The sequence below is a fragment of the Cellulosimicrobium sp. TH-20 genome (assembly GCF_002105775.1).
GTDB classification, from domain to species: Bacteria; Actinomycetota; Actinomycetes; order Actinomycetales; family Cellulomonadaceae; genus Cellulosimicrobium; species Cellulosimicrobium funkei.
In genome coordinates this window covers 1,645,582-1,671,351 of sequence record NZ_CP020857.1, presented here as the reverse complement: position 1 = coordinate 1,671,351, position 25,770 = coordinate 1,645,582, and the positions used below count along the sequence as shown (strand labels likewise).

Below are 25,770 nucleotides of genomic sequence, written 5' to 3'. Positions count from 1 at the left end.
CTCACCTGTCGACCTGGTGGGTTGCGCCGCAGCCGCCTGAGCGGCTGCCTGCGCTGGTCACTTCTGTCACTCTCGTGACGAGAGTGCTAACGCCATTATTGGCACTCGCACGGTGCGAGTGCAAGACAGCGGCGCGCCACGCCGCCGCGTATCGCGAGGGGCGAAACCGAGCGCCGCGCGGCTCGCTCTAGGATGCGCGGTGTGATCCGCGCAACACCGTCGTGGCGCCCCCTCGCAGCCCTGGCCGGCTTCGTGCTGGTCCCTGCCCTCGGCCTGACCGCCGCGACCGCGGTCGCGGCGCCCTCGGGCGAGCACATCGACCTCTACCAGGACGGCGTCGCGGTGACGACCGGGCCCGACGGCGGCCCCGCGGTGCTGCGCCTCGCGCCCGGCGTGGGCGCGACCTACCTCGAGGGCAGCCGCGTGCTCGACCCGGCGGCGCTCGACCCCGGCGCGCTCGCCGCGGGCGTCGACCCCGCGGACGGCGAGGCGGACCGGCTCGCGCAGGTCGCCGGGGCGCGCCTCGACGCGACGGCCCTCCTCGACCCCGGTCTCGCCCACCAGACCGCCACCGCGTCGCGGGCCTGGCTCGCGTCCGGCGTCGTACCGGGGACAGGCGGGCCGTTCGCCGCGCTCGGCGAGGCGGCCCTCCTCGACCTGCGCGCGCTGACGCTCGACGACGGCGCCGCCCTCGCCGCGCCGTCGCCCAGGTGGCGCTACGTGTGGCCGCGCGACGCGTCGTTCACCGCGGCGGCGTTCGCACGCACCGGTCACGTCGACGACGCGCGCGCCGTCCTCGGCTTCCTCGCCCGGGTCCAGGAGGACGACGGCTCGTTCCACGCGCGCTACCTCCCCGACGGGTCGGGGGTCCCGGACGACCGGGGCATCCAGTCCGACGGCGTCGGCTGGGTCCTGTGGGCCACCGACGTCGTGCTGGAGGAGACGCCCGCCGCGGACCGCCCCGAGGTGGCCGCCGAGCTGCGCCCGCTGGTCGACGCCGCGACGGACCACGCGCTCGGGCTCGTCGACGGCGAGGACCCGCTGCCGCCGCCGTCGAGCGACTACTGGGAGGTCGAGCCCACGTCCCTCACGCTCGGGACCGCCGGACCGCTGCTCGCGGGCCTGGAGGCCGCGGCGGACGTGTACGCGGCCGCGGGCGAGGCGCCGCGCGCGCACGAGGCGACCCTCGCCGCCGCCCGTCTGCGCATGGCGGTCGAGCGCTCGTTCGGGTCCCAGGGCTACCCGCGCCACGTCACGGGCGGCGCGCGCGACGCCTCGACCGCGTTCGTGCTGCCGCCGTTCCAGCCGGAGCCGCTCGCCGGGGCGGACGAGGCCTGGCGCGCGTCCGTGCGCGAGATGCTGCGCCCGGCCGGCGGGCTCGCGCCGGGCGCGGGCTGGCGCGCCGACGGCATCTCGTGGACCCCCCAGACCACGCTGTACGCGCTGGCGGCGGCGTCGTCGTCCGACCCCGAGGACCGCGCCGACGCCGAGGAGTGGCTCCGCTGGGTCGACGACCACCGCACCGCGTCCGGGGCCATCCCGGAGAAGGTCCTCGCCGACGGCTCGCCCGCCGCCGTCGCGCCGCTGTCGTGGAGCTCCGCGCTCGTCGTGCTCGCGCTCGTGGAGCTCGGCAACCAGGGCACGCCGGGCGGCGCGGGCTGACGGTCCTCCTGGGCTCTCCCGGTCCGCCGCGGCCGGCGCGCCGGGGCTACCGGGTGGTCGCGCCGCTCGTCGCGACGGGCGCCAGGTCGGGCGCGTCGCGCACGTCGAACTCGCGCCTCAGCACCCGTTGCGCGGCGTACCAGCCCCCGAGGCCGTGCACGCCCGGCCCGGGCGGCGTGGACGCCGAGCACAGGTAGACGCCCTCCAGCCCGACGGCGTAGGGGTCGAACCGGGGCGTGGGCCGCGCGACCATCTGCCACATGCTCACGGCACCGCCCGCGATGTCGCCGCCCACGTAGCTCTCGTCGTGCGCCGCCATCTCCGCCGCGGGCACGCAGCGCGACGCCACGACGACGTCCCGGAAGCCCGGCGCGAACCGCTCGACCTGCGCGACGACGTCCTCCGTCACGTCGCGCGTCGACCCGGCGGGCACGTGCGCGTAGGTCCACAGCGGGCGCAGCCCGCCCGCCCCGCGCCCGGGGTCGACCACGGTCGGGTCGCTCACGAGCACCACGGGCCGGGCGGCGTGGCGACCGGCCGCGACGTCGGCCTCGCTGCGCGCCATCTCGGCGCGCGTCCCGCCGAGGTGCACGGTCCCCGCGCGCCCCACCTCCGGGTCGGCCCAGGGCACGGGCCCGGAGAGCACGAGGTCGACCTTCGCGGCGGCGTCGCCGTGCCGGAACCGGCGCAGCGCATCCTCCGCACGCGGCGGGAGCCGGTCCGCGAACACGTCCGCGACGACGCGCGGCGTCGTGTCGAACACGTAGGCACGGGCCCGCGGCAGGTCGGCGAGCGAACCGACCCGGTGGCCCGTGACGACGTCGCCCCCATGGGCGCGCAGGTCGTCCTCGAGCGCGGCGACGATCGCGCCGGAGCCGCCGCGCGGCAGCGGCCAGCCGCCCGGCGCGTGGCCGAGCGACGCCAGCAGCACCGCCGTCCCGGCCGCGGCGAGCGACGGGAGGCGCGAGATGGCGTGCGCCGCGACGCCCGTGAGGAGCGCGCCGGCCTCGTCGGTGCGGAAGCGCCGCGTCCACGCGGGGCTCCCCTGCTCCAGCACCGCCGCGCCGAACCGGGCCGTCACACCGGCGCCGCTCGGCGTGAGCACGCGCCCCGGCACCGAGCGCTTGTCACCGAGAGCGACCGCGACGACGTCGCGCCACCCCTCGGCGAGCGGGCCGAGCAAGGCGCGCCAGGCGGCGCCGTCGACCCCGAGCCGCTCGACCGTGCGCTCGAGGTCGTGATAGGCCACGCCCGCACGACCCCCGTCAAGGGGGTGTGCGTACGAGACCTCCGGCGCGAGCAGCTCCACGCCGCGCGCGCCGAGGTCGAACGCCTCGAAGAACGGCGAGGCCCACGCCATCGGGTGCACCGCCGAGCAGACGTCGTGCACGACGCCGTCGGCCAGCCCGAGGTCGAGCGTGCGGGCCCCGCCGCCCGACGTCGGCTGCGCCTCCAGCACGCGCACGGAGAGACCGGCGCGTGCGAGGGTCACGGCGGCGGCCAGGCCGTTGGGGCCCGAACCGACGACGACGGCGTCGAGATCCTCCGTCACGCGACCCTCGGAGCCGGGCTCAGAGCGGCCGCACCTGCTCGGCCTGCGGGCCCTTGCTGCCCTGGCCGAGCTCGAACTCGACCTCCTGGCCCTCGTCGAGCGTGCGGTAGCCGTCCGTCTGGATCGCGCTGAAGTGCACGAAGAGGTCCTGCCCACCCGCTGCGGGCGTGATGAACCCGTAGCCCTTCTCGGCGTTGAACCACTTCACGGTCCCCTGAGCCATGTACGTCTCCTCGTGCATCGTCGCCCGCGAGGCGACCGCCGCCCCGTGGTAGCCCGAGCCTAGCCCGCAGGCGGCGTGCACGGAAGGTCGAACGGCAGGTGGCGCTCGTCGGACTCCGGGCCGAACGAGCAGGTCACGCGGGTGCAGCGTCAGGTCGTGGTGCCACGGCCGGGGCGGCCCGGGGGTCCGGGTCAGCCGACCGGCGCCAGCTCGGACTTGATGATCACCGCGACGTCGCCCTCGCGCAGGCTGTCGACCTGGACGACGTTCTCCGCGGGGATGCCCAGCGTCGCGGCGACGGCGGCGGCGGTGTCGCTCCGCTCGGGCACGTACCAGACCGTGGTGACGTCGACCGGCGCCGGCCCGTTCGTGTAGTCCGTGGCGACGGTGTTGCTGAAGCCCTGCGCGTCGAGGGCGTCCTTGCCCTTGGCCGCCTCGCCGCCGATGCCGCTGTCGTTCAGCACGCGGACGTAGGCGCTCGGGTCGGCCGCCGCCATGAGCGTCGCGAGGTCCGGGGTCTCGGGCGTCTCCTCGGTCGCGGGCGGCTCCTCCGCGGCCGGCGGCTCCTCGGTCGCGGGCGGCTCCTCCGCCGCGGGCGGCTCCTCGGTCTCCGCGGGCGGCGGCTCCGTGGACTGCGCCTGCGGCGGGTCGTCCGTGGCACCGTTGTCGGACAGCAGCGCGACGCCCCCGTACGCGAGGCCGGCGAAGACGACGGCGACCAGCAGGAACGGCCACGTCTTGCTCCACCCGCTGCGCGGCGTGCGGTGCACCCCCACGGGCGCACCCTGCGGCGCGGGCGCGTCGAACTCGTCGGGCGCGTACGGGTAGCGGCTCTTCGTCACGGCGACAGGGTAGCCCGGTCGGGGCTCTCGGCTAAACGCCCTGTTCGCCCGGACTTCACGCGCGGCCCGTCGTCCCGGGTCAGAGACCCTCGAGCCGGCGCGCCGTGCGCGCCCGCTGCCGGGTGGACCGCATCCGCCGCAGCCGCTTGACGAGCATGGGGTCGTGCGCGAGCGCGGCCGGGGAGTCGATGAGCGCGTTGAGCACCTGGTAGTAGCGCGTCGCGGACATGTCGAACAGCTCGCGCACCGCCTGCTCCTTGGCGCCCGAGTACTTCCACCACTGCCGCTCGAACGCCAGGATCTCCTGGTCCCGCTCGCTCAGGCCCGACGCCGGCGCCTCCGAGGTTGTCGGGTCGCCGACCGCGTCGGGTCCGTCGAGCACGTACGCCGCCTCGCTCATCGTTCCCTCCCTGCACTCTCTCGTCACCGGACCTGCGCACTCCCGCGCGCGGCCGCCTCCCAGCCTACGCACGAACCACACCCGTGTCATTCGTCCTCGCCGCACGCTCCGGACGTGCCGAGGACGCCGGTTAGGCTCGGGGCCGTGGAGAGCGCACCCGCCCAGCCCGTCGCCGTCGACCCGGTCGCGACCGCCTCGACGGCCGACCCCCGCCCGGCCCTCGCGAGCATCATGGCGCCCGACTGGGCCGAGGCCCTCGCGCCCGTCGAGCCGCAGCTGCACGCGCTCGGCGACTTCCTGCGCGCCGAGGTGGCGGCCGGACGGGAGTACCTCCCCGCGCCGTCGGCCATCCTCAACGCGTTCTCGCGCCCCCTGGCCGAGGTGCGGGTGCTCGTCGTCGGGCAGGACCCGTACCCCACGCCCGGGCACCCGATGGGGCTGTCGTTCTCCGTGCAGCCGCACGTGCGCCCCGTGCCCCGCTCGCTCCAGAACATCTTCGCCGAGCTCGCGGACGACGTCGGCGCCCCGACCCCCGCGAACGGCGACCTGTCCGCGTGGAGCGACCAGGGCGTCATGCTCCTCAACCGCGTGCTCACGGTCCGTCCGGGCGAGCCCGGGTCTCACCGCGGCCAGGGCTGGGAGGCCGTCACCGAGGCGGCGATCCGGGCGCTCGTCGCGCGCGACGCCCCGCTCGTCGCGATCCTCTGGGGTCGCGACGCCGCGACCCTGCGCCCGATGCTCGGCGACACCCCCGTCGTCGCGAGCGCCCACCCGAGCCCGCTCTCCGCGCGCCGCGGCTTCTTCGGGTCGCGCCCGTTCTCGCGCGTCAACGAGCTCCTCGTCGCCCAGGGCGCCGCCCCCGTCGACTGGACCCTCCCCCCGGCGTGACCTCCGCCCGCCCCCGGCCCCCCGCCCCCGTCTCCGCCGAGCAGGTGGTCCTGGCTCGTCCGCGCCGCGTGACGCGCCAGGACCGCCTGCTCGACCCGCCAGGATCGCCGGGTCGACGGCGCACCGCCCTGCAGGAGCACAATGGGGCGGGTGACGACGCAGAACCCGACGACCACTCCCCTGGCCGGTGACACCGCCGACGCACGCCGACCCGACGACCCCGCTCCGCGCTGGACGAGCTACGTCGCGATCGGCGACTCGTTCACCGAAGGGCTGTGGGACCCGTACCCCGGCGAGGAGGACCACCAGCGCGGGTGGGCCGACCTTCTCGCCCAGCACCTCGCGACCCGCCGCGTCGCCGCCGGCGAGGACCCGCTGCGGTACGCGAACCTCGCCATCCGCGGGCGCAAGCTGCGCTCGATCCTCACGGAGCAGGTGCCGGCGGCGCTCGAACTCCGGCCGGACCTCGTGAGCGTCATCGGCGGCGGCAACGACATCCTGCGGCCGAACGCCGACGTCGACCGCCTCGCGCGCAACCTCGAGCACGCGGTCTCGCGCCTGCGCGGCGCGGGGATCGACGTGCTCATGGCGACCGGCTTCGACGCCTCGCAGTCGCCGCTCGTCGGCCTCACGCGCCCGCGCGTCGGCGTGTACAACGCCCACATCTGGTCGATCGCGCGTCGGCAGGGCGCGTACGTGCTGGACCTGTGGGGCATGCGCGCGCTCCAGGACTGGCGCGTGTGGTCGGAGGACCGCATCCACCTGACGCCCGCGGGGCACGCGCGGGTCGCCCAGGCGGCGCTCGTCGCGCTCGGCCAGGCGCCCGACGACGCCGCGTGGGACGACCCGCTGGCTCCCCTCCCGCCCGCACCAGCCCTGGACCGCGCGCGGCAGAACGCGCAGTGGGTGCGCACGCACGTCGTGCCGTGGGCGCAGCGGCGGCTGCGCGGGACGTCGTCGGGCGACGGGCGGCTCCCCAAGGCGCCCGAGCTCCTGCCCGTCCCGCTCGCCGACCGCTGAGCGCGGGCGACCTCGGCAGCACCTGCCGAGATCGGCTCGCGCCACCACCGATCCGGGCAGCGACTGCCGACCGACTGCTGACCCCGCGGTGCGCACCGGCACGACGACGCCCCCGGCTCCGTGGAGCCGGGGGCGTCGTGGTGGAGCCGCCTGTCGGATTCGAACCGACGACCGTTCGCTTACAAGGCGAGTGCTCTACCGGCTGAGCTAAGGCGGCGTTCCCGGGGCTGCCGGGCGAGCGAACAGACTACCTGCTCGACCGGCGCGCCCCGGTCGGCAGCCCGCGCCGGTAGGGCACGGGCGGCGCGGGTCAGGACACCGACGACGTGCCGGTCAGCCCTGGGCGGCGGTGACGGCCTCGGGCAGCGCGTTCGGGTCGTTCCAGTTGCCTTCCCACCGCTCGCCGTTGATCGTGATGGTCGGCGTGCCGAACCCGCGCTCGCCGTGCAGCGACGTGTCCTGGTTGACGAGGCTCGACGCCGTCGCGACCCAGTCGCCGAACGTCTCGACGGCGGTCCCGTCCTCGATGCCGGCGGCGACGTCGGCGGGCACGCCCGCCTGCTCCGCGATGTCGGCGATCTGGGCGTCGGTCAGGGTCCCGCTGCCCTCCTGGGGCTGGTTCTGGAACATCGCGGTGTTGAAGTCGTTCATCGACTCGGGCGCGCGGTCGGCGACCCAGGCCGCCGCGGCGGCGGAGCGGGTCGAGAACTGCTGCGACTGCGCGACGCGGTCGAGGATCGAGATCGGGTGCAGCACGACGGTCACGTCACCGGACTCGCGCAGCTGGTCGAGCGTCGCGCCGTTGGTCTCCTCGAACTGGCCGCAGATGGGGCACATGTAGTCGAGGTAGACCCCGACCTCGACGGCGCCCTCGTTCCGCGTCCCGGCGGCGCCGTCCGCGCCGATCGGGATGCCGCCGTCCTCGGCGTCGCTCGTGGCGGGGTTCGTGACGTCGGCGAGGTTGCCCGCCGCGACGGCGTCGATCGTCTTGTTCCGGTCGTTCATGGCCGGGATCCACACGGCGAGGAACACGCCGACGAGGACGAGGACGCCCGCGACGAGCGCTCCGATCGTGATGAGGCGGTTGCGCTTGTCGCGCTTGGCCTGCGCCTCGCGCAGCGCGAGCGCCTCTGCGCGCGCGGCCTCGCGGCGCTGGGCCTTGGTCTGGGTTTCGTTGCTGGGCATGGTCGTCCTCCGAGGGAGTGGCCGAGAGCTGGGGATGTGTCAGGGTGCGCGCCGACGGGGTCGCGCGGGCGGTGCGTCCGACGGCGTCGTCAGACGAGCGCGACCTGCGGCGGCCCGCGCCGGGTGCGTACCACCGCGTCGGCGAGGTGGTGCAGCGCGGTGGGGACGGCGTCGGGCACCGGGCGCACGACGCGGCGCGCGGCCCCGACGAGCGACCCCGCGGGGCGCAGCGCCCCCCGGAGCACGGCGCGCAGCGCACGCCCGGGACCGGTCACGACGGCGCGGGAGCGCTCGTGCGCGCGTCGCGCCCACGCGGAGAGCCCCCACGCGACGGCAGCCGCCGCCGCGTGGGCCACGACGACGGGCAGCGCGAGCGCGCCCACGACGGTGACCATGGCGGCCGGGTCGCCCCCGAGCGCGGTGCCCGACGGGCAGTCCGGCACCTCGTGGACGAGCGCGAGGTGCATCCCGGCGGCTCCCCACACCCCCGGCACCGTCACGCACTGGTGCACGACGGCGTACCCGCGGTCGGCGAGGTGCGTCACCACGGCGGCGAGGAGGGTGAGGAGCAGGAGCGCGGGGCCGAGCAGACGGCCGGCTGCGGGCACGACGGACGTGCGCGTCACGCCGCGCGACAGGGCGCGCGGCACCGTCGTCCGGAGCACGGCGCCCATCCTACGCGCGCGGCCTGGCAGCGGGCTGGGAAGGGCCGGTGCCGGCTCAGCGCAGCGACGGCGGGCCGGGGAACGGCCACCAGGTGACGCCCGGGTCGCCCCCGAGGAGCACGAGGGACACGACGGTGAGCACGAGACCCAGGCCGGCGAGCACGAGCGTCCCCGTGCGGCCGGGGGCGAGCCGCGCCAGCGCGGTCCGCGTCCCGTACCGCGTGAGGTGCGTCAGGGGCCCGACCCAGGCCAGGGTCACCGCCGCGACCGCCGCGAGGCAGAGCAGCACGGTCGTCACGACGGGCGCGTTGCCGCCGTCGGGCCCCTCGACGACGACCCAGCGGTCGGACTCGAGCAGCCACCAGCCGGCCACGACCACGAGCACCGCGGCGCACGCCGCGACCAGCAGGGACGGGAGCGCGCCGACGAGCGCGCGCACGACGTACCAGGGCGACGCCGCGACCGCGCGCACCGTGTCCCGCGACGAGACGCCGCGCCGCTCGCGCCGCGTGTGCAGCGACTCGGTCGTCACGCCGACGACGCGCGCGAGCACGACGAGCACCGACAGCACGACGAACGCCACGCCGGGGTAGGTCGCGCCGAGCAGCACGAGCGGCACGGCGAGCAGGAGCAGCGCGGTGCGCCGCGCGGCGGGCACCGGGCGCACGTAGAGCGGTTCGCCGTCCTCGCCGAGGGGCGGGGCGCCGAGGTCGTCCATGAGGTCGTGCCCGACGGGGACGGCCATCGTGCGGCCGTCGTTGACCTGCGCCTGCGACGTGGGCAGGGGCGGCGGCACGACCTGGGCCTGGCCGGTCCACGCGGACGCGCCGGTCCACGCCTGGGCCCCCGTGCCGCCCGGCACGACGGCGACGGGCGGCATCACCTGCGTCGGTCCGGTGGGCGGCGCGACCACCTGGGTCGCGGGCGCGGCGTCGCCGGTGTCGGCCGCGTGCCGCAGGGCGGCCACGACCTCGGTCGGCCCGAGGCGCTGCGCCGGGTCGGCGTGCAGCGCACGACCGATCGCGTGCGCGGTCACGGGCCCCAGGCCGGCGAGGTCGGGGCGTCCGCTGCGCGCGCGGGCGAGCACGACGTCCGTCGGGCGCACGCCGAACGGCGCCCGACCGGTCGCCGCGTAGGCGAGCAGGGCAGCCCACCCCCACCAGTCGGTGTCCACGCTGGGGGCCGCACCCTCGAGCAGCTCGGGCGCCAGGTACCCCGGGGTGCCCATGACGAGGCCCGTGGACGTGACGCGCGCGTCCTCGAGCCCCTGGGCGATGCCGAAGTCGATGAGCACCGGGCCTCGGGAGGACACCATGACGTTGCTCGGCTTGAGGTCGCGGTGCACGACGCCGGCCGCGTGCACGGCCTCGAGCGCGGCGGCGAGCTGGTCGGCGAGCTCGTAGAGGTCCCAGGCGTCGAGCGGCCCGCCCTCGGCGATCTCGTCCTCGAGGGTGGGCCCGTCGACGAGCTCGGTGACGATGAACGCGTCCGGGCCGTCGAGCTCCACGTCGAGGATTTGCGCGACGGCGGGGTGCCGCAGGCGCTGGAGGGCGCGGGCCTCGCGACGCAGCCGTTCGCGGCCCTGCGCGGCGGCGTCGAGGTCGACGTGCGCGTGCAGGAGCTTGATCGCGACGAGGTTGCCGCCGCCGTCGTGCGCGCTGTGGACGGTGCCCATGGCGCCGGACCCGAGCCGCGCACCGAGGTGGTAGCCCCCGACCTCGCTGCCGGGGGCGGGTCCGCGCGACGGCCCCCCGGCGACGTTCCGCGCCTCGACGCGCTGCGTGGGCTCCTCCATGGTGACAAGGTAGCCGCAGTGGACGGGCCGGCGCTGGAGGGTGCGGCCCCGACGGGCCCGGTGGGCGACCCGGCCCGGGGCGGCGTCCGGCATGTGACCGGCACCGGACGACCCGTCCATGCGCCCGACGAGCGGACTACCCTGGGCCGCCCAGGCGCGATTCATCGAAGCTCAAGGAGAGGTCCATTGACAGGCAAAGAGGGATTCGATCTCGTCGTGGTGGCCAACCGGCTGCCCGTGGACTTCACGGTCGGCCCCGGCGGTGAGATCGAGTGGAAGCGGTCGCCCGGAGGCCTGGTCACGGCGCTCGAGCCCGTCATGCAGGCGTCCGACGGCGCCTGGGTCGGCTGGTCCGGCGCGCCCGACCTGGCGAGCGAGCCGTTCGACGCCGACGAGATGCGCCTCGTGCCCGTGACGCTCTCGGCCGACGAGATCGAGCGGTACTACGAGGGCTTCTCGAACGACACGCTCTGGCCGCTCTACCACGACGTCATCTCGCCGCCCACGTACCACCGCACGTGGTGGGACGCGTACCGCCGCGTCAACCAGCGCTTCGCCGACGCCGCCGTCGCGCAGGCGGCGCCGGGCGCCGTCGTCTGGGTGCACGACTACCAGCTCCAGCTCGTGCCGCAGATGATCCGCGCCCAGCGCCCGGACGTGCGGATCGGGTTCTTCAACCACATCCCGTTCCCCCCGCTCGAGCTGTTCCAGCAGCTGCCGTGGCGCCGCCAGGTGATCGACGGCCTGCTGGGCGCGGACCTCGTGGGCTTCCAGCGCGCGGGCGACGCCGCGAACTTCATCCGTGCGGTGCGACGGCTGCGCGCCCACACGACGCGCGGGCCGATCATCACGGTCCCGGGCGAGGACGGGCGCGACCGCCACGTCCGCGCCGCCGCGTTCCCCATCTCGATCGACTCGCGCCGGTTCGACGAGCTCGCCCGCACGCCCGAGGTCCAGCAGCGCTCGCGCGAGATCCGCGCGGACCTCGGCGACCCGGACATCATGATGCTCGGCGTCGACCGCCTCGACTACACCAAGGGCATCCGGCACCGCATCAAGGCGTACGGCGAGCTGCTGCAGGACGGCCGCCTCGACGTCGAGCACGCCACGCTCGTCCAGGTCGCGAGCCCGAGCCGCGAGAACGTCGACGCCTACCAGGAGCTGCGCGAGCACGTCGAGGGCGCGGTCGGGCGGATCAACGGCGAGTACGCGGAGATTGGGCACGCCGCGATCCACTACCTGCACCACTCCTACCCGCCCGAGGAGATGGCCGCGCTGTACCTCGCGGCCGACGTCATGCTCGTCACGGCGCTGCGCGACGGCATGAACCTCGTCGCGAAGGAGTACGTCGCGGCCCGCTCGGACGACCGCGGGGTGCTCGTGCTCTCCGAGTTCACGGGCGCCGCCGACGAGCTCTCGTCCGGCGCGCTCCTCGTGAACCCGCACGACATCGACGGGATGAAGGACATCATCGTCGCGGCCGCGCACATGGACCACCGCGAGCAGCGCAAGCGCATGCGCCGGCTGCGTCGCAAGGTCCTCACCGACGACGTCGCACGGTGGTCGGAGTCGTTCCTCGGCGTCCTCACGGCGATGCCGTCCCGCGTGCCGCGCCGCCGCCCGGAGGACGACGAGCCGGGTGCGCCGCAGGACGCCCGCCAGGGCGCCGACGAGCCCGCGGAGCAGGGCGCGTGACCGCGACGCACCACCCCGCGCCCGTGCCCGGGCCGGTCGCCGACGCCGTGCGCGCCTTCGCGGCGGACGCGGACGGCCCACCCGCCGCGCGGCTCGTCGCGCTCGACTTCGACGGCACGCTCTCGCCGCTCGTCGACGACCCGCTCGCCGCGCGCATGGCGCCGTCCGCCCGGGCCGCCGTCGACCGGCTGGCCGCCGCGCTCGTCGGCACGACGACGCGCCTCGCCCTCGTCTCGGGCCGCAACCTCGCGGACCTCGCCGAGCGCAGCGAGCCGCCCGTCGGCACGTACCTCGTGGGCAGCCACGGCGCCGAGACCGGGCACGTGACCGAGGACGGGCTCGACGCCGTCCCGCTCGACCTCACGCCGGAGCAGGCCGACCACCTCGCCGCCCTGCGCACGGGCATGGCCGAGGCCGTCGCGGGGCGGGAGGGCGCGTGGGTGCAGGAGAAGCCGAGCGCCGCCGTCCTGCACACGCGGCTCGCCTCGGCGGCGGACACGCAGGCCGCCGAGCACCTGGCCGACGCGGTGGCCGCGCGGCTCGGGCTGCACGCGATGCACGGGAAGGACGTCGTCGAGGTCGCGGTCGTCGAGACGTCGAAGGGCGAGGCGGTGGACCGGCTGCGGGACGTCGTCGGGCAGGACGCCGGGTGCCCCGACGCGCGCACGCGCGTACTCTACGCGGGCGACGACACGACCGACGAGACGGCGTTCGCCGTGCTCGGCCCGGGCGACCTGGGCGTCAAGGTGGGCGACGGCGACACGCTCGCCGCCCAGCGCGTGCCCGACGCCGACGGGCTCGCCGCAGTGCTCGACCTCCTCGCGGACCTCCTGGAGCGCCAGGAGGCCTGACCCCGGGCAGGGTCCGCCGGGCGCGCGCCCGGCGGACCCTGCTGCCCGCACCGAACCGCTACCGGATCGTGACCGACGCTGTGACGAAGCACTCAGGACCGGGAGTAGGATCGGGTCACGATGACGTCGGGTCCCCTGCCCGTTCCGGAGGGGGTCCGACTTCTTCTGTGTCGTCGAAGACACGCTCGTCCGCCATCGCGAACAGCTACGTCGACGTGGCACGTCACTGCACAACGGATCGTCCGGCACGTACCTGCCGGTGGAGGGATGTACCAGTCATGGCTACGGTCACCTACGACCACGCAACCCGCGTCTACCCCGGGACCGAGCGTCCTGCCGTGGACCAGCTCAACCTGCACATCGAGGACGGCGAGTTCCTCGTCCTCGTCGGCCCCTCGGGCTGCGGCAAGTCGACCTCGCTCCGCATGCTCGCAGGCCTCGAGGACGTCAACGGCGGACACATCTACATCGGCGACCGCGACGTCACGGACGTCCAGCCGAAGGACCGCGACATCGCGATGGTGTTCCAGAACTACGCGCTGTACCCGCACATGTCCGTCGCGGACAACATGGGCTTCGCGCTGAAGATCGCCGGCACGCCGAAGGCGGAGATCCGCCAGCGCGTCGAGGAGGCCGCGAAGATCCTCGACCTCACCGAGTACCTCGACCGCAAGCCGAAGGCGCTCTCCGGTGGTCAGCGTCAGCGCGTCGCGATGGGCCGTGCGATCGTCCGTCAGCCGCAGGTGTTCCTCATGGACGAGCCGCTGTCGAACCTCGACGCCAAGCTCCGCGTCCAGACGCGCACCCAGATCGCGTCGCTCCAGCGCCGCCTCGGTGTCACGACGGTCTACGTCACGCACGACCAGACCGAGGCCCTCACCATGGGCGACCGCATCGCGGTCCTCAAGGACGGTCTGCTCCAGCAGGTCGGCACGCCGCGCGAGATGTACGACACGCCGGCCAACGTCTTCGTCGCGGGCTTCATCGGCTCGCCGGCGATGAACATCGGCACGTTCGCGGTCAGCAACGGCGTCGCCGAGGTCGGCCCCGCGCGCATCGCGCTCGAGCGCGAGACGGCCGCCAAGATCACCGAGGCCGACAACGGCAAGGTGACGATCGGCTTCCGTCCCGAGGCCCTCGACGTCGTGTCGCAGGCCAACGAGGCTGCGTTCCCGGTCGAGGTCAACATCGTCGAGGAGCTCGGCTCCGACGCGTTCGTCTACGGCACGCTCAAGGGTGACCTGGCCTCGCAGGCCGACGTCCACTCGGGCGCCGGCGACAACCAGGTCATCGTCCGCGTCGACCCGCGCAACGTCCCGGCCAAGGGCGAGCGCATCTACGTGACGATCCGCCCGGGTCAGTCGCACGTCTTCGGTGCCGCCTCGGGTCAGCGCATCAGCTGACACCTCGCACCACCGCCGCAGGGCGGGTCCTCCCGGTCGGGGGGCCCGCCCTGCGGCGTTCCGGGCTCGCGACGGCGAGGCACGCCCTCTCGCCGACCCGCCGGGTCCGTGCCCTTGACAGGGTCATGGGGGACCTCAAGACTGCTTTTGCACACACGACGCCAAAAGTCGTCTGTTCGTCACCCAAATCGACAACGCTGTCAATTGGAGCCTCATGCAGATCCCGACCCCCTCCCCGCGCGCCCGGCGCCTCGGCGCGGCGCTGGCCACCGGCGCGCTCGTCGCGACCGCGCTCGCCGCCGCGCCGGCCGTCGCAGCGCCCGTCGGGCCCGCGCCGTCCTCGGGTCCGTCGACCACCGCCGCCGTCACGTGCGACGCGGACGACGGCCTCCCCGACGCCAAGATCTCGATCCAGCTCTACACGCACGTGGGCGAGCTCGGCGGCTCGGGGACGCCGTCCCCCGAGACGCTCGACCGCGTGCTCGGCGAGGTGGCCGCGGCCGGGTTCACGAACGTCGAGCCGTACAACCAGCCCTACGCGATGCCCGTCGACGACTACCGGGCGATCCTCAACCGGTACGGCCTCCAGGTGTCGTCGAGCCACGGCAGCACGGACCGGGCCACGTGGCCCGAGACGGTCGCGTACGCCGTCGCGCTGGGCCAGGACTACATCGGGACCGGCGGCATGGCGGGTGGCTACGGCACCTACGACGAGGCGGTCGCCACCGCGGCGTACGTGAACGAGCTCGGGAAGTACGCGCACGAGAACGGCGCGAACAAGATCGTGCTGCACAACCACCAGAGCGAGTTCACCACGCGGTACACCCACCCGGAGACGGGCGAGACGGTCAGTGCCTGGGAGGTCATCGAGGAGAACACCGACCCGCGCTACGTCACGTTCGAGCTCGACGTCGGCTGGGCCGCCGACGCGGGCCTCGACGTCCCGGCGTGGATCGAGGAGCACGGGGACCGCATCGAGCTGCTCCACATCAAGGACGCCGTGAACGTCGACGCGCCGGGCGACATGCGGCAGGTCGCGCTCGGCCGCGGCGAGCTCGACCTCCCGGCGATCATCGCCGCGGCCGAGCCCTACGTCGAGTACTTCACCTACGAGTGGGACTGGGCATCGTCGTTCGAGACCTCCGCGGAGTCCTACCAGTACCTGCGCTGCTTCCGGTCCGACGACGGGGGCGGCGAGGAGGACGAGGACTCGCTCGCCCTGGGCCGGCCCGTGACGGCCTCCAGCATCGACGAAGCCGGCCACGAGCCCGAGAAGGCGGTCGACGGCAACGCCGGGACCCGCTGGAGCAGCGCGTGGAGCGAGCCCGAGTGGATCGCGGTGGACCTCGGCGCGAGCTACGACCTGAGCCGCGTCGTCGTCGACTGGGAGACGGCGTACGGGTCGGGCTACGAGGTCCAGACGTCCCCCGACGGCGAGACCTGGACCACGGTCCGCACCGTCACCGACGGTGACGGCGGGTTCGACGACCTGGAGATCACCGGGACGGGCCGGCACGTGCGGCTCTACCTCACCGAGCGCGCGACGCAGTGGGGCTTCTCCCTCTACGAGCTCGAGGTCTACGGCGCACCGGCCGGACAGCTCGACCTCGACGTCGAGGTGCAGGCCCGCTGCCTCGCCGGCCAGGCGTACGTCGCCGTCCGGGCGACGAACGGCGAGGACCAGCCCGTCGACGTGACGCTCGCGACGCCGTACGGCACCCGCGAGGTCGCCGACGTCGCCCCGGGCGCGAACGCGTACCAGTCGTTCGCGGTGCGCTCCACCTCCGTCGAGAACGGGTCGGTGACCGTCACCGGCACCGCGACGGTCGACGGCGGGGACGTCACGTCGACGGTCGAGGTCGACCACGACGCGGTCGCCTGCGCCTGACCTGCGGCACCTCGTCGCGGGGCGGGTCCGACCTCACGGGTCGGGCCCGCCCCGCCCGGGTCCCACGACCATGGACAATGGACCCGTGACGGTGCACAACCTGCAGATCACCGCGTCGGCCCCCGACCCGGCGCTCCTCGACCTGCCCTGGGACGTCCCGCTCGAGGAGTGGCCGGCGGAGACGCTCGCCGCCCTCCCCCGCGGTATCTCGCGGCACATCGTGCGGTTCGTCCGCCTCTCCGGGCGGGTGATCGCGATCAAGGAGATCGGCGAGACGGTCGCGTACCGCGAGTACGAGCTGCTCCGGCAGCTCCGCCGGCTCGAGGTGCCGAGCGTCGTCCCGGTGGGCGTCATCACCGGGCGCCAGGACGCGCACGGCGAGCGGCTCGAGGCCGTGCTCATCACCGAGCACCTGCAGTTCTCGCTCCCCTACCGCGCGCTGTTCAGCCAGTCGCTGCGCCCCGACACGGCCACGCGCCTCATCGACGCGCTCGCCGTCCTGCTCGTGCGCCTGCACCTCGTGGGCTTCTACTGGGGAGACGTGTCGCTGTCGAACACGCTGTTCCGGCGCGACGCCGAGACGTTCGCCGCCTTCCTCGTGGACGCCGAGACGGGCGACCTGCACCGCGAGCTCTCCCCCGGCCAGCGCTCGTACGACGTCGACCTCGCGCGCACGAACATCATCGGCGAGCTCATGGACCTCGCCGCCGGCGAGCTGCTCGACGAGGACGTGGACGAGGTCGCGATCGGCGACGCGCTCGTCGCGCGCTACGAGGAGCTGTGGGAGGCGCTGACGACGTCGGAGTCGTTCGACGCGAACGAGCGGTGGCGCGTCGCAGCCCGCATCGAGCACCTCAACAACCTCGGCTTCGACGTCGACGAGCTCGCGATCACGACCGACATCGACGGCACGACCGTGCAGATCCAGCCGAAGGTCGTGGACGCGGGGCACCACTCACGACGCCTGCTGCGGCTCACCGGACTCGACGTGCAGGAGAACCAGGCCCGCCGTCTGCTCAACGACCTGGACTCGTTCCGCGCGGCGGCCGAGCGGCAGAACGACGACGAGGAGTTCGTCGCGCACGACTGGCTGAGCGGTGTGTTCGAGCCCACGATCCAGGCCGTGCCGCGGAACCTGCGCCGCAAGCTCGAGCCGGCGCAGCTGTTCCACGAGATCCTCGACCACCGCTGGTTCATCTCGGAACGTGCCGGTCGCGACGTGCCGATGGCGGAGGCGACGCAGTCGTACGTGGAGAACGTCCTGCGCCACCGCCCGGACGAGAAGGCGATCCTCGGCCTCGCCCCCGGCGAGAAGGACCCCGAGTACTACGGCTGACGGACGAGCGTCGCCCCGCCGGTCCAGGGACCGGCGGGGCGACGCTCGTGACGGTGATGCGGCGGGCGGTCAGGCCTCGCGCCGCAGCCGCGCGACCTCGTAGAGGGAGATGCCCGTCGCGACGGCGGCGTTGAGCGACTCCGTGTCCGAGCCGATGGGGATGGACGCGACGACGTCGCACGCCTCGCGCACGAGGCGGGACAGGCCCTTGCCCTCGGAGCCCGCGACGACGACGAGCGGCTCGGTCGCGAGCTGGAGGTCGCCGATCGCCGTGGTGCCGCCCGCGTCGAGCCCGACGACGAAGCACCCCGCCTTCTTCAGCTCGCCGAGCGCGCGCACGAGGTTGGTGGCCCGGGCCACCGGGACGCGCGCGGCAGCGCCGGCCGAGACCTTCCACGCGGACGCGGTGACGCCCGCGGCGCGGCGCTCGGGCACGAGGACGCCGTGCGCGCCGAACGCGCCCGCGGAGCGGAGCACCGCGCCGAGGTTGCGCGGGTCCGTGACGCCGTCGAGCGCGACGACGAGCGGCGGCCGCCCGGACGCCTCGGCGGCGTCGAGCAGGTCGTCGACGTCCGCGTACTCGTACGGCGGCACCTTGATCGCGACGCCCTGGTGCACGGCCCCGTCGGTCAGGCGGTCGAGCTCGGGCTTGCCCACCTCGAGGAGGTCGTAGCCGCGGCCCGCGACGATGTCGACGATCTCGCGCGTGCGGTCGTCGGCGTCGAGGCGCGACGCGAGGTAGACCACCTCGACGGGGATGCGTGCGCGCAGCGCCTCCAGGACGGAGTTGCGCCCCGCGACGACCTCCTGGACCGACCCGCGGCCCTTGGGGCCGCCACCGCGCGAGGCCCCGCCGCGCGACGTGCCGGCACGCTCGGTGCCGCGCGCCGGGCCGCCGCGCCCGGTCGCGCGCTTCTCGTCGGCCACCTTGCGCTTGTGCGCCGCGTGGTAGACGCGGTCCTCGGCCTTCGGGGTCGGCCCGCGGCCCTCGAGGCCCTTGCGCCGCTGCCCGCCCGAGCCGACGGTCGCGCCCTTCTTGCTTCCGGGCTTGCGGGTCGCGCCGCGTCGTTGTGAGTTGCCAGCCATGGTGCACCGATCGTGTCGTCGTTCAGGTCAGTTCAGGTCAGTCCACGTCGGGTTCGGCGCCCGGCGTGCGTGTCTCGCTCCTGGGTCCAGTGTCCCCCAGACACCCCGCCGAGGGGGAACCGTGGTCGTCACCAGGGTTCTCCCGCGCGCTACCAGAGCTCTACCTCGCGTTACCGGAGCTCTATCTCGTGCTACCGGAGCTCTGTCTCGTGCGCCGGCGGGTGGCTCCCGGCCGTCGTCCGGTGGGCGTCAGGCGAGGGTCCAGCGCGCGCCGTCGGCCGAGTCCTCGACCGCGACGCCTGCCGCGGCGAGCCGGTCGCGGATCGCGTCGGCCGTCGCGAAGTCCCGCGACGCGCGCGCCTCGGCCCGCGCCGCGAGCTCCGCGCCCACGACGGCGTCGAGCACCGCCGCGTAGCGCGAGTCGCCGCGGTCGGCCCACTGCGCGTCGCCCGGGTCGAGCCCGAGCACGTCGAGCATCGCGCGCACCGCCACGAGGTGGTGGCGCGCGACGGCGTCCGCGGCCGTCGTCCGGTCCGCGAGCGCCGCGTTGCCCGCGCGCAGGTGCTCGTGCACGACGGCGAGCGCCGCCGGCACGTTGAGGTCGTCGTCCATCGCCGCGGTGAAGGCGGTCGGGAGCTCGGCGTCGCGCACGTCGTCGACCTCGCCCACCCGCTCGGTCGCCCGCTCGACGAAGCCCGCCAGCCGCTCCCACGTCGCCTCGGCCTCGACGACCGTGGCGGGGGTCCACTCGAGCATCGAGCGGTACTGCACGGACGCGAGCGCGTAGCGCAGCACGGCGGGGCTCGTGGTCGCGAGGACCTCGCGCACGAGCAGCCCGTTGCCGAGCGACTTGCTCATCTTGGCGCCGCCCTGCGTGACCCACGCGCTGTGCAGCCAGTGCTGGGCGAACCCGTAGCCCGCGGCGCGCGACTGGGCCTGCTCGTTCTCGTGGTGGGGGAACCGCAGGTCGAGGCCGCCCCCGTGGAGGTCGAACGTGTCGCCGAGGTAGCGGCGCGCCATCGCGGAGCACTCGAGGTGCCAGCCCGGACGGCCGCGCCCGAACGGCGTGTCCCACGACGCGGTCTCCGGCTCGCCCGGCTTCGGGGCCTTCCACAGCGCGAAGTCGCGCGGGTCGCGCTTGGCGGCGGCCTCCTCGGCGTCGGCGGGGACGTCGTCGGGCACGGGGTTGAGGTCCTCGAGGCGCTGGTTGGTGAGCGCGCCGTACTCGGGCCAGGACCGCACGTCGAACCACACGTCGCCGGGGCCCGTGGTGTAGGCGTGGCCGCGCTCGACGAGGCGCTGCATGAGCTGGACCATGTCCGGGACGTGGCCCGTCGCGCGCGGCTCGTACGTGGGGGGCAGCACGCCCAGGGCGTCGTACGCGGCGGTGAACGCGCGCTCGTACGTCGCGGCCCAGGCCCACCAGGGCTCGCCCGCGTCGGCCGACTTCGCGAGGATCTTGTCGTCGATGTCGGTGACGTTGCGGATGAGCGTCACCCGCGCGCCGCCGCGCCGGAGCCAGCGCACGAGCACGTCGAACGCGACGGCCGAGCGCATGTGCCCGATGTGGGGGGCGGCCTGGACGGTGGCACCGCACAGGTAGATGCCGACCTCGCCCGGGGTCAGGGGGACGAAGTCGCGCACGTCCCGCGTGGCGGTGTCGAACAGGCGAAGGGTCACGCCGCAAGGGTACCGGGGACGCACCGTCGCGGCCGAAGCGACGCCGGGGCGACGGCCGGCCCGTCCCCGCCGCGTCAGCCGAAGCTCTTGCCCTCCCCGCGGTACGTCGGGACGACGTCGACCACCTCGTCGCCGCGCACGAGGTGCACGCGGTCGAACCGCTCCATGGCCTCGCCGGCCTTGCCGTGGCGGAACCAGACGCGGTCCCCCACGCCCAGGTCGGGCGCCCCGGCGGCGCCGCGCGACCGGTGCAGCGGCGTCTGCACCTCGCCCGCGCCCTCGCGGCCCGTGAGCGACCAGCCCGGCGTCACGACGCGCGGCAGACGGCTGCGGGTCGCCGGGCCGGACGCGACGTACCCGCCGCCGAACGCCGTCGCCCAGCCCGGGCCCGGGACGCGCACGACGTCGAGGCCGAAGAACGCCGACGGCCGGGGCCGGAACGCGCGGTACTCGTCGAACAGGCCCGGGACGTACAGGCCCGACCCGGCCGTCACCTCGGTCACGACCGCGTCGGCGGACGACGTCTCGAGGGACCCCGTGCCGCCCGAGTTCACGAGCTCGAGGCCGTGCCCGACGACGTCCCGCACCGCCGCGACGACCTCGCCCCGGCGCTCGCCCAGCTCGAGCACCGAGAGCCGCTTGACCGCGCGGACGGCGAGGCTGGAGTCCGGCATCCCGGCGATCTGCGCCTCGTAGAACATGAGGCCCCGCAGCGCGAGACCGGGCGTCGAGACGACCCGGGCGGCGAGCGACGCGACGTCGCGCGCACCGTGCAGGGGCGAGCGGCGCGTGCCCAGGTGGACCGTCACGAGACCGAGGCCCACGCGCAGCGACGCGTCCACGTCGAGGCACACCCGCACGGGCGGCTCGTCCCCGGTGCCGGTCTCGGCGAGCGCGTGGCGCACGAGCTCCAGGTGCGCGGCGTCGTCGACCATGAGCGTGACCTCGCGCCGGCCGGCCTCGTGGCGGGCGAGCGCCGCGAGCGCCCCGCGGTCGACCGACGGGTAGCCCACGAGGACGTCGCGGACGCCCGACTCGACGAGCCACAGCGCCTCGCGCACCGAGTACGCCATGACGCCCTGGAAGCCCCGCTCGCCCGCGCGCGCGACGAGCGAGCGCACCCGCACGGACTTCGACGCGACCCGCACGGGGACGCCGCCCGCGCGCGCGAGCAGCTCGTCGGCGTTGGCGTCGAACCGGTCGAGGTCGACGACGGCGAGCGGGCCGTCGAGCGTCGCGGTCGCGCGGGTCAGGCGGGCCAGGAGCGACGGCGTCGCGCCCCGCTCGTCACCGTCCTGCGGGCCCGCGCCCTGGTCCGCCCCCGGTGCCGTGTGGGTCGTCATGGGGAGAACGTACGCCACCCGCCGGGCGTGAGACAGTACGACCTGTGAGCAGCGACGACGCCCTCTCCTGGACCAACTGGGCCCGCACGGCCTCCGCGACGCCGCGCCGTCGGGCCTCGCCGCGCGACGAGGCGGAGCTGGGCGGCCTCGTCGCCCGCGCCGCGGCGGAGGGCCTGCCCGTCCGCGCGGTGGGTGCCGGGCACTCGTTCACCCCGGCCGCGGTCACGGACGGCCTCCTGCTCGACCTCGACCGGCTCAGCCTCGTCGAGCGCATCGCGCGCGGCGGGGCGGACGGCACCGACGGCGACGCGATCCTCGTGACCGTCGGGGCGGGCATCCGCCTGCACCGGCTCAACGAGGCCCTCGCCGCCGCGGGGCTCGCGATGCGCAACCTCGGGGACATCGACCGGCAGTCGGTCGCGGGCGCGATCTCGACGGGCACCCACGGCACCGGGGCACGCCTCGGCGGTCTCGCGACGCAGGTGCGCGGCGTCCGCGTCGTGGGGGCCGACGGCGAGGTGCGCGAGGCGTCGCCCGCGCACGAGCCGGGCCTGTTCGAGGTCAGCCGGCTCGGGCTGGGGGTCACGGGCATCCTGTCCGCGGTGACGCTCGAGGTGGTCCCGGCGTTCCTCCTGCGCGCGCAGGAGGAGCCGTGGCCGCTCGACCGCGTGCTCGAACGGCTCGGCACGCCCGACGACCCCGACGGGCTCGTCGGCGGCAACGACCACTTCGAGTTCTACTGGTTCCCCCACACCCGCCGGGCGCTGACCAAGCGCAACAACCGCCTCGCGCCCGACGAGGAGGCCGTCGAGCTCGAGCGGCTGCGCACCACGGGCCCCGGGCCGGTCGCGCGGGCGCGCACGTGGGTCGACGAGGAGCTCCTGTCGAACGGCGCGTTCGAGCTCGTGAACCGGCTCGCGACCGCGGTCCCGCGCGTCACGCCGCGCCTCAACGCCGTCTCCGCGCGGGCGCTCGCGCCGCGCACGTACGTCGCGCCGTCGCACCACGTGTTCGTCACGTCGCGCCGCGTCCGGTTCCGCGAGATGGAGTACGCCGTGCCGCGCGAGCACCTCGTCGACGTGCTGTCGAGCATCGACGCGTGGCTGGACCGGTCCGGCGAGCACGTGCCGTTCCCCGTCGAGGTCCGGTTCGCGGCGCCCGACGACGTGTGGCTCTCCACGGCCCACGGTCGCGAGACCGCCTACGTCGCCGTGCACCAGTACGCGCGCCTGCCGCACGAGCGGTACTTCGACGCCGTCGAGCGCATCGTCGCCGAGGTCGGGGGCCGCCCGCACTGGGGCAAGATGCACGGCCTGGCGGCGGACCGGTTCCGGGAGCTCTACCCGCGGTTCGACGACGCCGTCGCCGTCCGCGACGCGACGGACCCCGAGGGCGTGTTCGCGAACGGCTACACCGACCGCGTGCTCGGCCCGGCCCCGGCCGCGCGGCGCTGACCGGCGACGTCCCGGACCCGTCTGGGGACGGGACGTCGTCCGTCCGTCAGGGGACGGGCTCGGGACCGTGCTCCCGCACCGGCGAGCCGTCGGGGCGCACCATCATCGACAGCACGTACTCGGCGAGCGCGTGGAAGCTGCGGACCGCCGTCTCGTCGTCCTGCTCGACGAGCCACGCGATCTCGATCCCGTCGATGTACCCCGCGACGACCCGGGACAGGAACCCCATGTCCATCGTGTAGCTGACGTTCCCCCGCTCGGCCACGTTCTCGAGGAACCCGCGCGTCATCGCCCAGGTCTGCTCGAGGTGCGTGTGCGCGACGGAGCGCAGCGCGCGGCTGCGCACGCCCGCCGTCGCGAACTCGAACGTGAGGAGCCGCATGTGACGACGCGGCGTCAGCCCGCTCCACAGGCCGTCGGCGGCGGCGTGGGCGAGCGCCACGACGTCGCCGTCGACGTCGAGCGCGGACCGGACGGGCTCGGAGGCCACGAGCGCGAGGCTGTTGCCCATCGCCTGGAGGAGCTCGTCCTTGTCCTCGAAGCAGTAGTGCACGACGCCGAGCGAGACCCCGGCCTCGGCCGCGACGCCGCGGATGGTCACGGCCTCGACGCCCTCGCGGACGGCGATGGTCATCGCGGCGTCGACGAGCTGGGCTCGGCGTTCCTCGACGGACATTCGGTTCATGTGCGATTCATCCCATGTGTCGTTCTTGGGAAAGTCAAACACATCGATGCGCTTCCAGCGATCGTAGAGGCAGGTGGCGGGCCTGGCACGCCGGACGGGAGCGGGCGAGAATGACGAGCCGGACCAGCCCCGGCCCCACCCCCGACGAAGGACTCCCGTGCCCCGACCGCGCCTGCCCCGCTCCCCCTGGACGCTCGCCCTCACGGCGGCCGTCGCGCTCGCCCTCGCGGCCTGCGGCGGGCCCGAGGACGCCGCAGGCGGCACGGAGCCGGTCGTGCACGACGTCCCCGAGATCCCGGTCCAGGTGACCGCGCCCCCGGACTGGGAGCGCGGCACGCGCGACGGCGCGTTCCTGCTGCGCGCGCCGAGCGGCACGGGTTCCGAGGACTTCCGGGCGAACGTCGTCGTCACCGGCAAGCAGTCGGCGCAGACCGTCGACGAGGCGGGCGCCGCGACGACGGCGGCGGTCGCCTCGATCCCCGGCTGGGTGCCCGATCCCGACGGGCAGGGCCCCACGACCCTCGCCGGGCTGCCCGCCTACCGCGTGGCCGGGACGTACGGCGCCGCGGGCACCGCCGTCGCGCAGGAGATCGTGGCCGTGCGGACGGGCGACGGGCCGGACGCGTGGGTCGTCGACCTCACGGCGTCGTACGCCGTCGACGACGCCGACGGCGCCGCGCAGGCGCGCGCGATCCTCGAGAGCGTCCAGGTCGCGCCCGCGGGCTGACGTCAGGCGGGCGGCGCGACCCGGACCACGAGGGCCGTGGCGACCGCCGCGACGCCCTCGCCGCGCCCGGTGAGGCCCAGCCCGTCGGTCGTGGTCGCCGTGAGGGTCACCGGGGCGCCCGCGGCCGCCCCGAGCGCCGCCTCCGCCTCCGCGCGGCGCGGTCCGAGGCGCGGCCGGTTGCCGATCACTTGGACGGCCACGTTCCCGATCGCGAACCCCGCGGCCCGCACCCGGCGCGCGGCCTCCGCGAGCAGGCTCGCACCGCTCGCGCCCGCCCACTCGGGCGCGCTCGTGCCGAAGTTCGAACCGAGATCGCCCAGGCCGGTGGCCGAGAACAGCGCGTCCGCGGCGGCGTGCGCCGCGACGTCGGCGTCGGAGTGCCCGGCGAGCCCGCGCTCGCCCGGCCAGTGCAGACCGCCCAGCCACAGCGCTCGATCCTCGCCCTCGGTCGCGAAGGCGTGGACGTCCACCCCGACGCCCGTGCGCGGGAGCGCCGGGACGGGGCCCGCGGCGGCCGGTGCGGTGGTGGGCGTCTCGGCCGGTGTCCCGGTGGAGCCTGCAGGGGTGGTCATCGGTCCTCCCGGAGCGTGAGCGCCGCGACCCGGAGGTCGTGCGCGGTGGTGATCTTGGCCGCCGCGGCGTCGCCGGGCACCACGTGGACCGGGACGCCCAGCGCCTCGACCAGCCCGGCGTCGTCGGTCGCGGCGACGGACTCGTCGTCCGCGCGGTGCGCCGCTGCCGCGTGCGCGCGGGCCAGGAGCTCGCCGTCGAACCCCTGCGGGGTCTGGACGGCGCGCAGCGCGCTCCGGTCGACCGTCTCGACGACGGGCTCCGCACCGGACGCGTCTCCCGCGCCCGCGGGCGCCACGCGCTTGATCGTGTCCGTGACGGGGAGCCCCGGCACGACGGCCCCGTGGCCCGCGCGCACGGCCTCGACGACGCGGCGGACCAGCGACGGCGGCGCGAGGGGCCGTGCGGCGTCGTGGACGAGCACGACGTCGGCGGGCACGTCGCCCTCCGAGAGGTCGCGGCCGGCCCGGAGACCGGCCGCCACGGAGGCCTGGCGGGTCCCCGCGCCCTCGACCACCCGGACCGGCCGGTCGACCGCGGGGTCGTCGGCCAGGAGCGTCGCGACGTGGTCGCGCAGCCCGGGCGGCGCGGTCACGACGAGCGCGTCCACGACCCCGGACGCGCACAGCCGTCGGGCGGCGTGCGCCACGAGCGGGAGGCCGTCGAGCTCGACGAGGGCCTTGGGCAGGTCCAGCCCGAGGCGGGTCCCGGAGCCTGCGGCGGTGAGGACGGCGAGAGTCGGCACGCGCACACGCTACCGGGCACGACGACGGGGAGGGCGCCGTCCGTACGGACGGCGCCCTCCCCGGTGGTCTGTGGC

23 protein-coding genes and 1 tRNA gene are annotated in these 25,770 nt (G+C 75.3%); 10 read left to right on the top strand and 14 right to left on the bottom strand.

Translation table 11 applies throughout. The annotated features are described in order from the left end of the window. Positions 1-192: 192 nt before the first annotated feature. Complete coding sequence (locus tag B8281_RS07500) at positions 193-1,662, top strand: glycoside hydrolase family 15 (protein ID WP_232322711.1); 1,470 nt, start codon at positions 193-195, stop codon at positions 1,660-1,662. 46 nt (positions 1,663-1,708) lie between these two features. On the opposite strand, the gene B8281_RS07495 is transcribed toward B8281_RS07500, so the two are convergent. The 4 genes from B8281_RS07495 to B8281_RS07475 form a co-directional block, all read right to left on the bottom strand. Beyond that, a complete protein-coding gene (locus tag B8281_RS07495) occupies positions 1,709-3,214 on the bottom strand; it encodes an NAD(P)/FAD-dependent oxidoreductase (protein ID WP_085387377.1) in 1,506 nt (501 codons plus the stop codon). Between the two features lie 19 nt (positions 3,215-3,233). Then, the gene (locus B8281_RS07490) at positions 3,234-3,437 is read right to left on the bottom strand and encodes a cold-shock protein (RefSeq protein ID WP_021482750.1); all 204 of its coding nucleotides are present in this window, start codon (positions 3,435-3,437) and stop codon (positions 3,234-3,236) included. A 191-nt stretch (positions 3,438-3,628) separates the two neighbouring features. Continuing rightward, positions 3,629-4,279, bottom strand: coding sequence for a LytR C-terminal domain-containing protein (locus B8281_RS19250; protein WP_157446603.1), 651 nt, complete (start codon positions 4,277-4,279; stop codon positions 3,629-3,631). 79 nt (positions 4,280-4,358) lie between these two features. Beyond that, positions 4,359-4,679: a DUF3263 domain-containing protein gene (locus tag B8281_RS07475; RefSeq protein ID WP_021482752.1), complete on the bottom strand. Its 321-nt coding sequence runs from the start codon at positions 4,677-4,679 to the stop codon at positions 4,359-4,361. A 231-nt stretch (positions 4,680-4,910) separates the two neighbouring features. On the opposite strand from B8281_RS07475, the gene B8281_RS07470 reads away from it, so the two are divergent. Further along, complete coding sequence (locus B8281_RS07470) at positions 4,911-5,567, top strand: uracil-DNA glycosylase (protein WP_085388663.1); 657 nt, start codon at positions 4,911-4,913, stop codon at positions 5,565-5,567. A 141-nt stretch (positions 5,568-5,708) separates the two neighbouring features. Then, positions 5,709-6,587 carry an SGNH/GDSL hydrolase family protein gene (locus tag B8281_RS07465; protein ID WP_083711973.1) on the top strand — a complete coding sequence of 293 codons (879 nt, stop codon included), beginning with the start codon at positions 5,709-5,711 and terminating at the stop codon, positions 6,585-6,587. A gap of 141 nt (positions 6,588-6,728) precedes the next feature. Here the strand turns inward: B8281_RS07465 and B8281_RS07460 are convergent. The 4 genes from B8281_RS07460 to B8281_RS07445 all read right to left on the bottom strand — a co-directional run bounded on the left by B8281_RS07460 (position 6,729) and on the right by B8281_RS07445 (position 10,232). Further along, positions 6,729-6,804, bottom strand: a tRNA-Thr gene (locus B8281_RS07460). Positions 6,805-6,920: 116 nt separating this feature from the next. Further along, positions 6,921-7,772, bottom strand: coding sequence for a thioredoxin domain-containing protein (locus B8281_RS07455; protein WP_085387375.1), 852 nt, complete (start codon positions 7,770-7,772; stop codon positions 6,921-6,923). An 89-nt stretch (positions 7,773-7,861) separates the two neighbouring features. Then, positions 7,862-8,437, bottom strand: coding sequence for a hypothetical protein (locus B8281_RS07450; RefSeq protein WP_085387374.1), 576 nt, complete (start codon positions 8,435-8,437; stop codon positions 7,862-7,864). Positions 8,438-8,492: 55 nt separating this feature from the next. Beyond that, entirely contained in the window at positions 8,493-10,232 is a 1,740-nt protein-coding gene (locus tag B8281_RS07445) for a serine/threonine-protein kinase (protein ID WP_085388662.1), read from the bottom strand. A 216-nt stretch (positions 10,233-10,448) separates the two neighbouring features. On the opposite strand from B8281_RS07445, the gene B8281_RS19800 reads away from it, so the two are divergent. The 5 genes from B8281_RS19800 (at position 10,449) to B8281_RS07420 (ending at position 17,405) form a co-directional block, all read left to right on the top strand. Next, positions 10,449-11,927 (top strand): trehalose-6-phosphate synthase, encoded by a 1,479-nt coding sequence (locus B8281_RS19800; protein WP_232322710.1) that lies wholly within the window; start codon positions 10,449-10,451, stop codon positions 11,925-11,927. Then, complete coding sequence (gene otsB / locus B8281_RS19795) at positions 11,924-12,778, top strand: trehalose-phosphatase (RefSeq protein WP_216607998.1); 855 nt, start codon at positions 11,924-11,926, stop codon at positions 12,776-12,778. Before B8281_RS19800 ends, otsB begins: the two co-directional genes overlap by 4 nt. 278 nt (positions 12,779-13,056) lie before the next feature. Further along, the gene (locus B8281_RS07430; RefSeq protein ID WP_043660349.1) at positions 13,057-14,181 is read left to right on the top strand and encodes an ABC transporter ATP-binding protein; all 1,125 of its coding nucleotides are present in this window, start codon (positions 13,057-13,059) and stop codon (positions 14,179-14,181) included. A 214-nt stretch (positions 14,182-14,395) separates the two neighbouring features. Continuing rightward, positions 14,396-16,069 (top strand): discoidin domain-containing protein, encoded by a 1,674-nt coding sequence (locus B8281_RS19495; RefSeq protein ID WP_085387373.1) that lies wholly within the window; start codon positions 14,396-14,398, stop codon positions 16,067-16,069. Between the two features lie 70 nt (positions 16,070-16,139). Continuing rightward, on the top strand, positions 16,140-17,405 hold the full coding sequence (locus B8281_RS07420) for a DUF4032 domain-containing protein (RefSeq protein ID WP_044144390.1): 1,266 nt from the start codon (positions 16,140-16,142) through the stop codon (positions 17,403-17,405). 69 nt (positions 17,406-17,474) lie between these two features. Here B8281_RS07420 and rlmB read toward each other — a convergent pair whose 3' ends face one another. The 3 genes from rlmB to B8281_RS07405 form a co-directional block, all read right to left on the bottom strand. Continuing rightward, positions 17,475-18,491 (bottom strand): 23S rRNA (guanosine(2251)-2'-O)-methyltransferase RlmB, encoded by a 1,017-nt coding sequence (rlmB, locus tag B8281_RS07415; protein ID WP_085387372.1) that lies wholly within the window; start codon positions 18,489-18,491, stop codon positions 17,475-17,477. Between the two features lie 249 nt (positions 18,492-18,740). Next, positions 18,741-20,171 carry a cysteine--tRNA ligase gene (cysS, locus tag B8281_RS07410; protein ID WP_034654010.1) on the bottom strand — a complete coding sequence of 477 codons (1,431 nt, stop codon included), beginning with the start codon at positions 20,169-20,171 and terminating at the stop codon, positions 18,741-18,743. Positions 20,172-20,245: 74 nt separating this feature from the next. Further along, positions 20,246-21,514: an alanine racemase gene (locus B8281_RS07405; RefSeq protein WP_085387371.1), complete on the bottom strand. Its 1,269-nt coding sequence runs from the start codon at positions 21,512-21,514 to the stop codon at positions 20,246-20,248. Positions 21,515-21,558: 44 nt separating this feature from the next. Between B8281_RS07405 and B8281_RS07400 the strand changes: the two genes are divergently transcribed. Then, a complete protein-coding gene (locus tag B8281_RS07400) occupies positions 21,559-22,968 on the top strand; it encodes a D-arabinono-1,4-lactone oxidase (protein ID WP_043653411.1) in 1,410 nt (469 codons plus the stop codon). A gap of 46 nt (positions 22,969-23,014) precedes the next feature. On the opposite strand, the gene B8281_RS19490 is transcribed toward B8281_RS07400, so the two are convergent. Next, the gene (locus B8281_RS19490; protein ID WP_044144577.1) at positions 23,015-23,653 is read right to left on the bottom strand and encodes a TetR/AcrR family transcriptional regulator; all 639 of its coding nucleotides are present in this window, start codon (positions 23,651-23,653) and stop codon (positions 23,015-23,017) included. Positions 23,654-23,810: 157 nt separating this feature from the next. Here B8281_RS19490 and B8281_RS07390 point away from each other — a divergent pair, with 157 nt between their 5' ends. Continuing rightward, complete coding sequence (locus B8281_RS07390; RefSeq protein WP_170982204.1) at positions 23,811-24,380, top strand: LpqN/LpqT family lipoprotein; 570 nt, start codon at positions 23,811-23,813, stop codon at positions 24,378-24,380. Between the two features lie 2 nt (positions 24,381-24,382). Here the strand turns inward: B8281_RS07390 and ispF are convergent, their stop codons facing one another. Together ispF and ispD are read right to left on the bottom strand one after the other, a co-directional pair. Continuing rightward, complete coding sequence (gene ispF, locus B8281_RS07385; RefSeq protein ID WP_085387369.1) at positions 24,383-24,952, bottom strand: 2-C-methyl-D-erythritol 2,4-cyclodiphosphate synthase; 570 nt, start codon at positions 24,950-24,952, stop codon at positions 24,383-24,385. Further along, complete coding sequence (gene ispD, locus B8281_RS07380; protein ID WP_043653426.1) at positions 24,949-25,695, bottom strand: 2-C-methyl-D-erythritol 4-phosphate cytidylyltransferase; 747 nt, start codon at positions 25,693-25,695, stop codon at positions 24,949-24,951. Before ispD ends, ispF begins: the two co-directional genes overlap by 4 nt. Between the last annotated feature and the right edge of the window lie 75 nt (positions 25,696-25,770).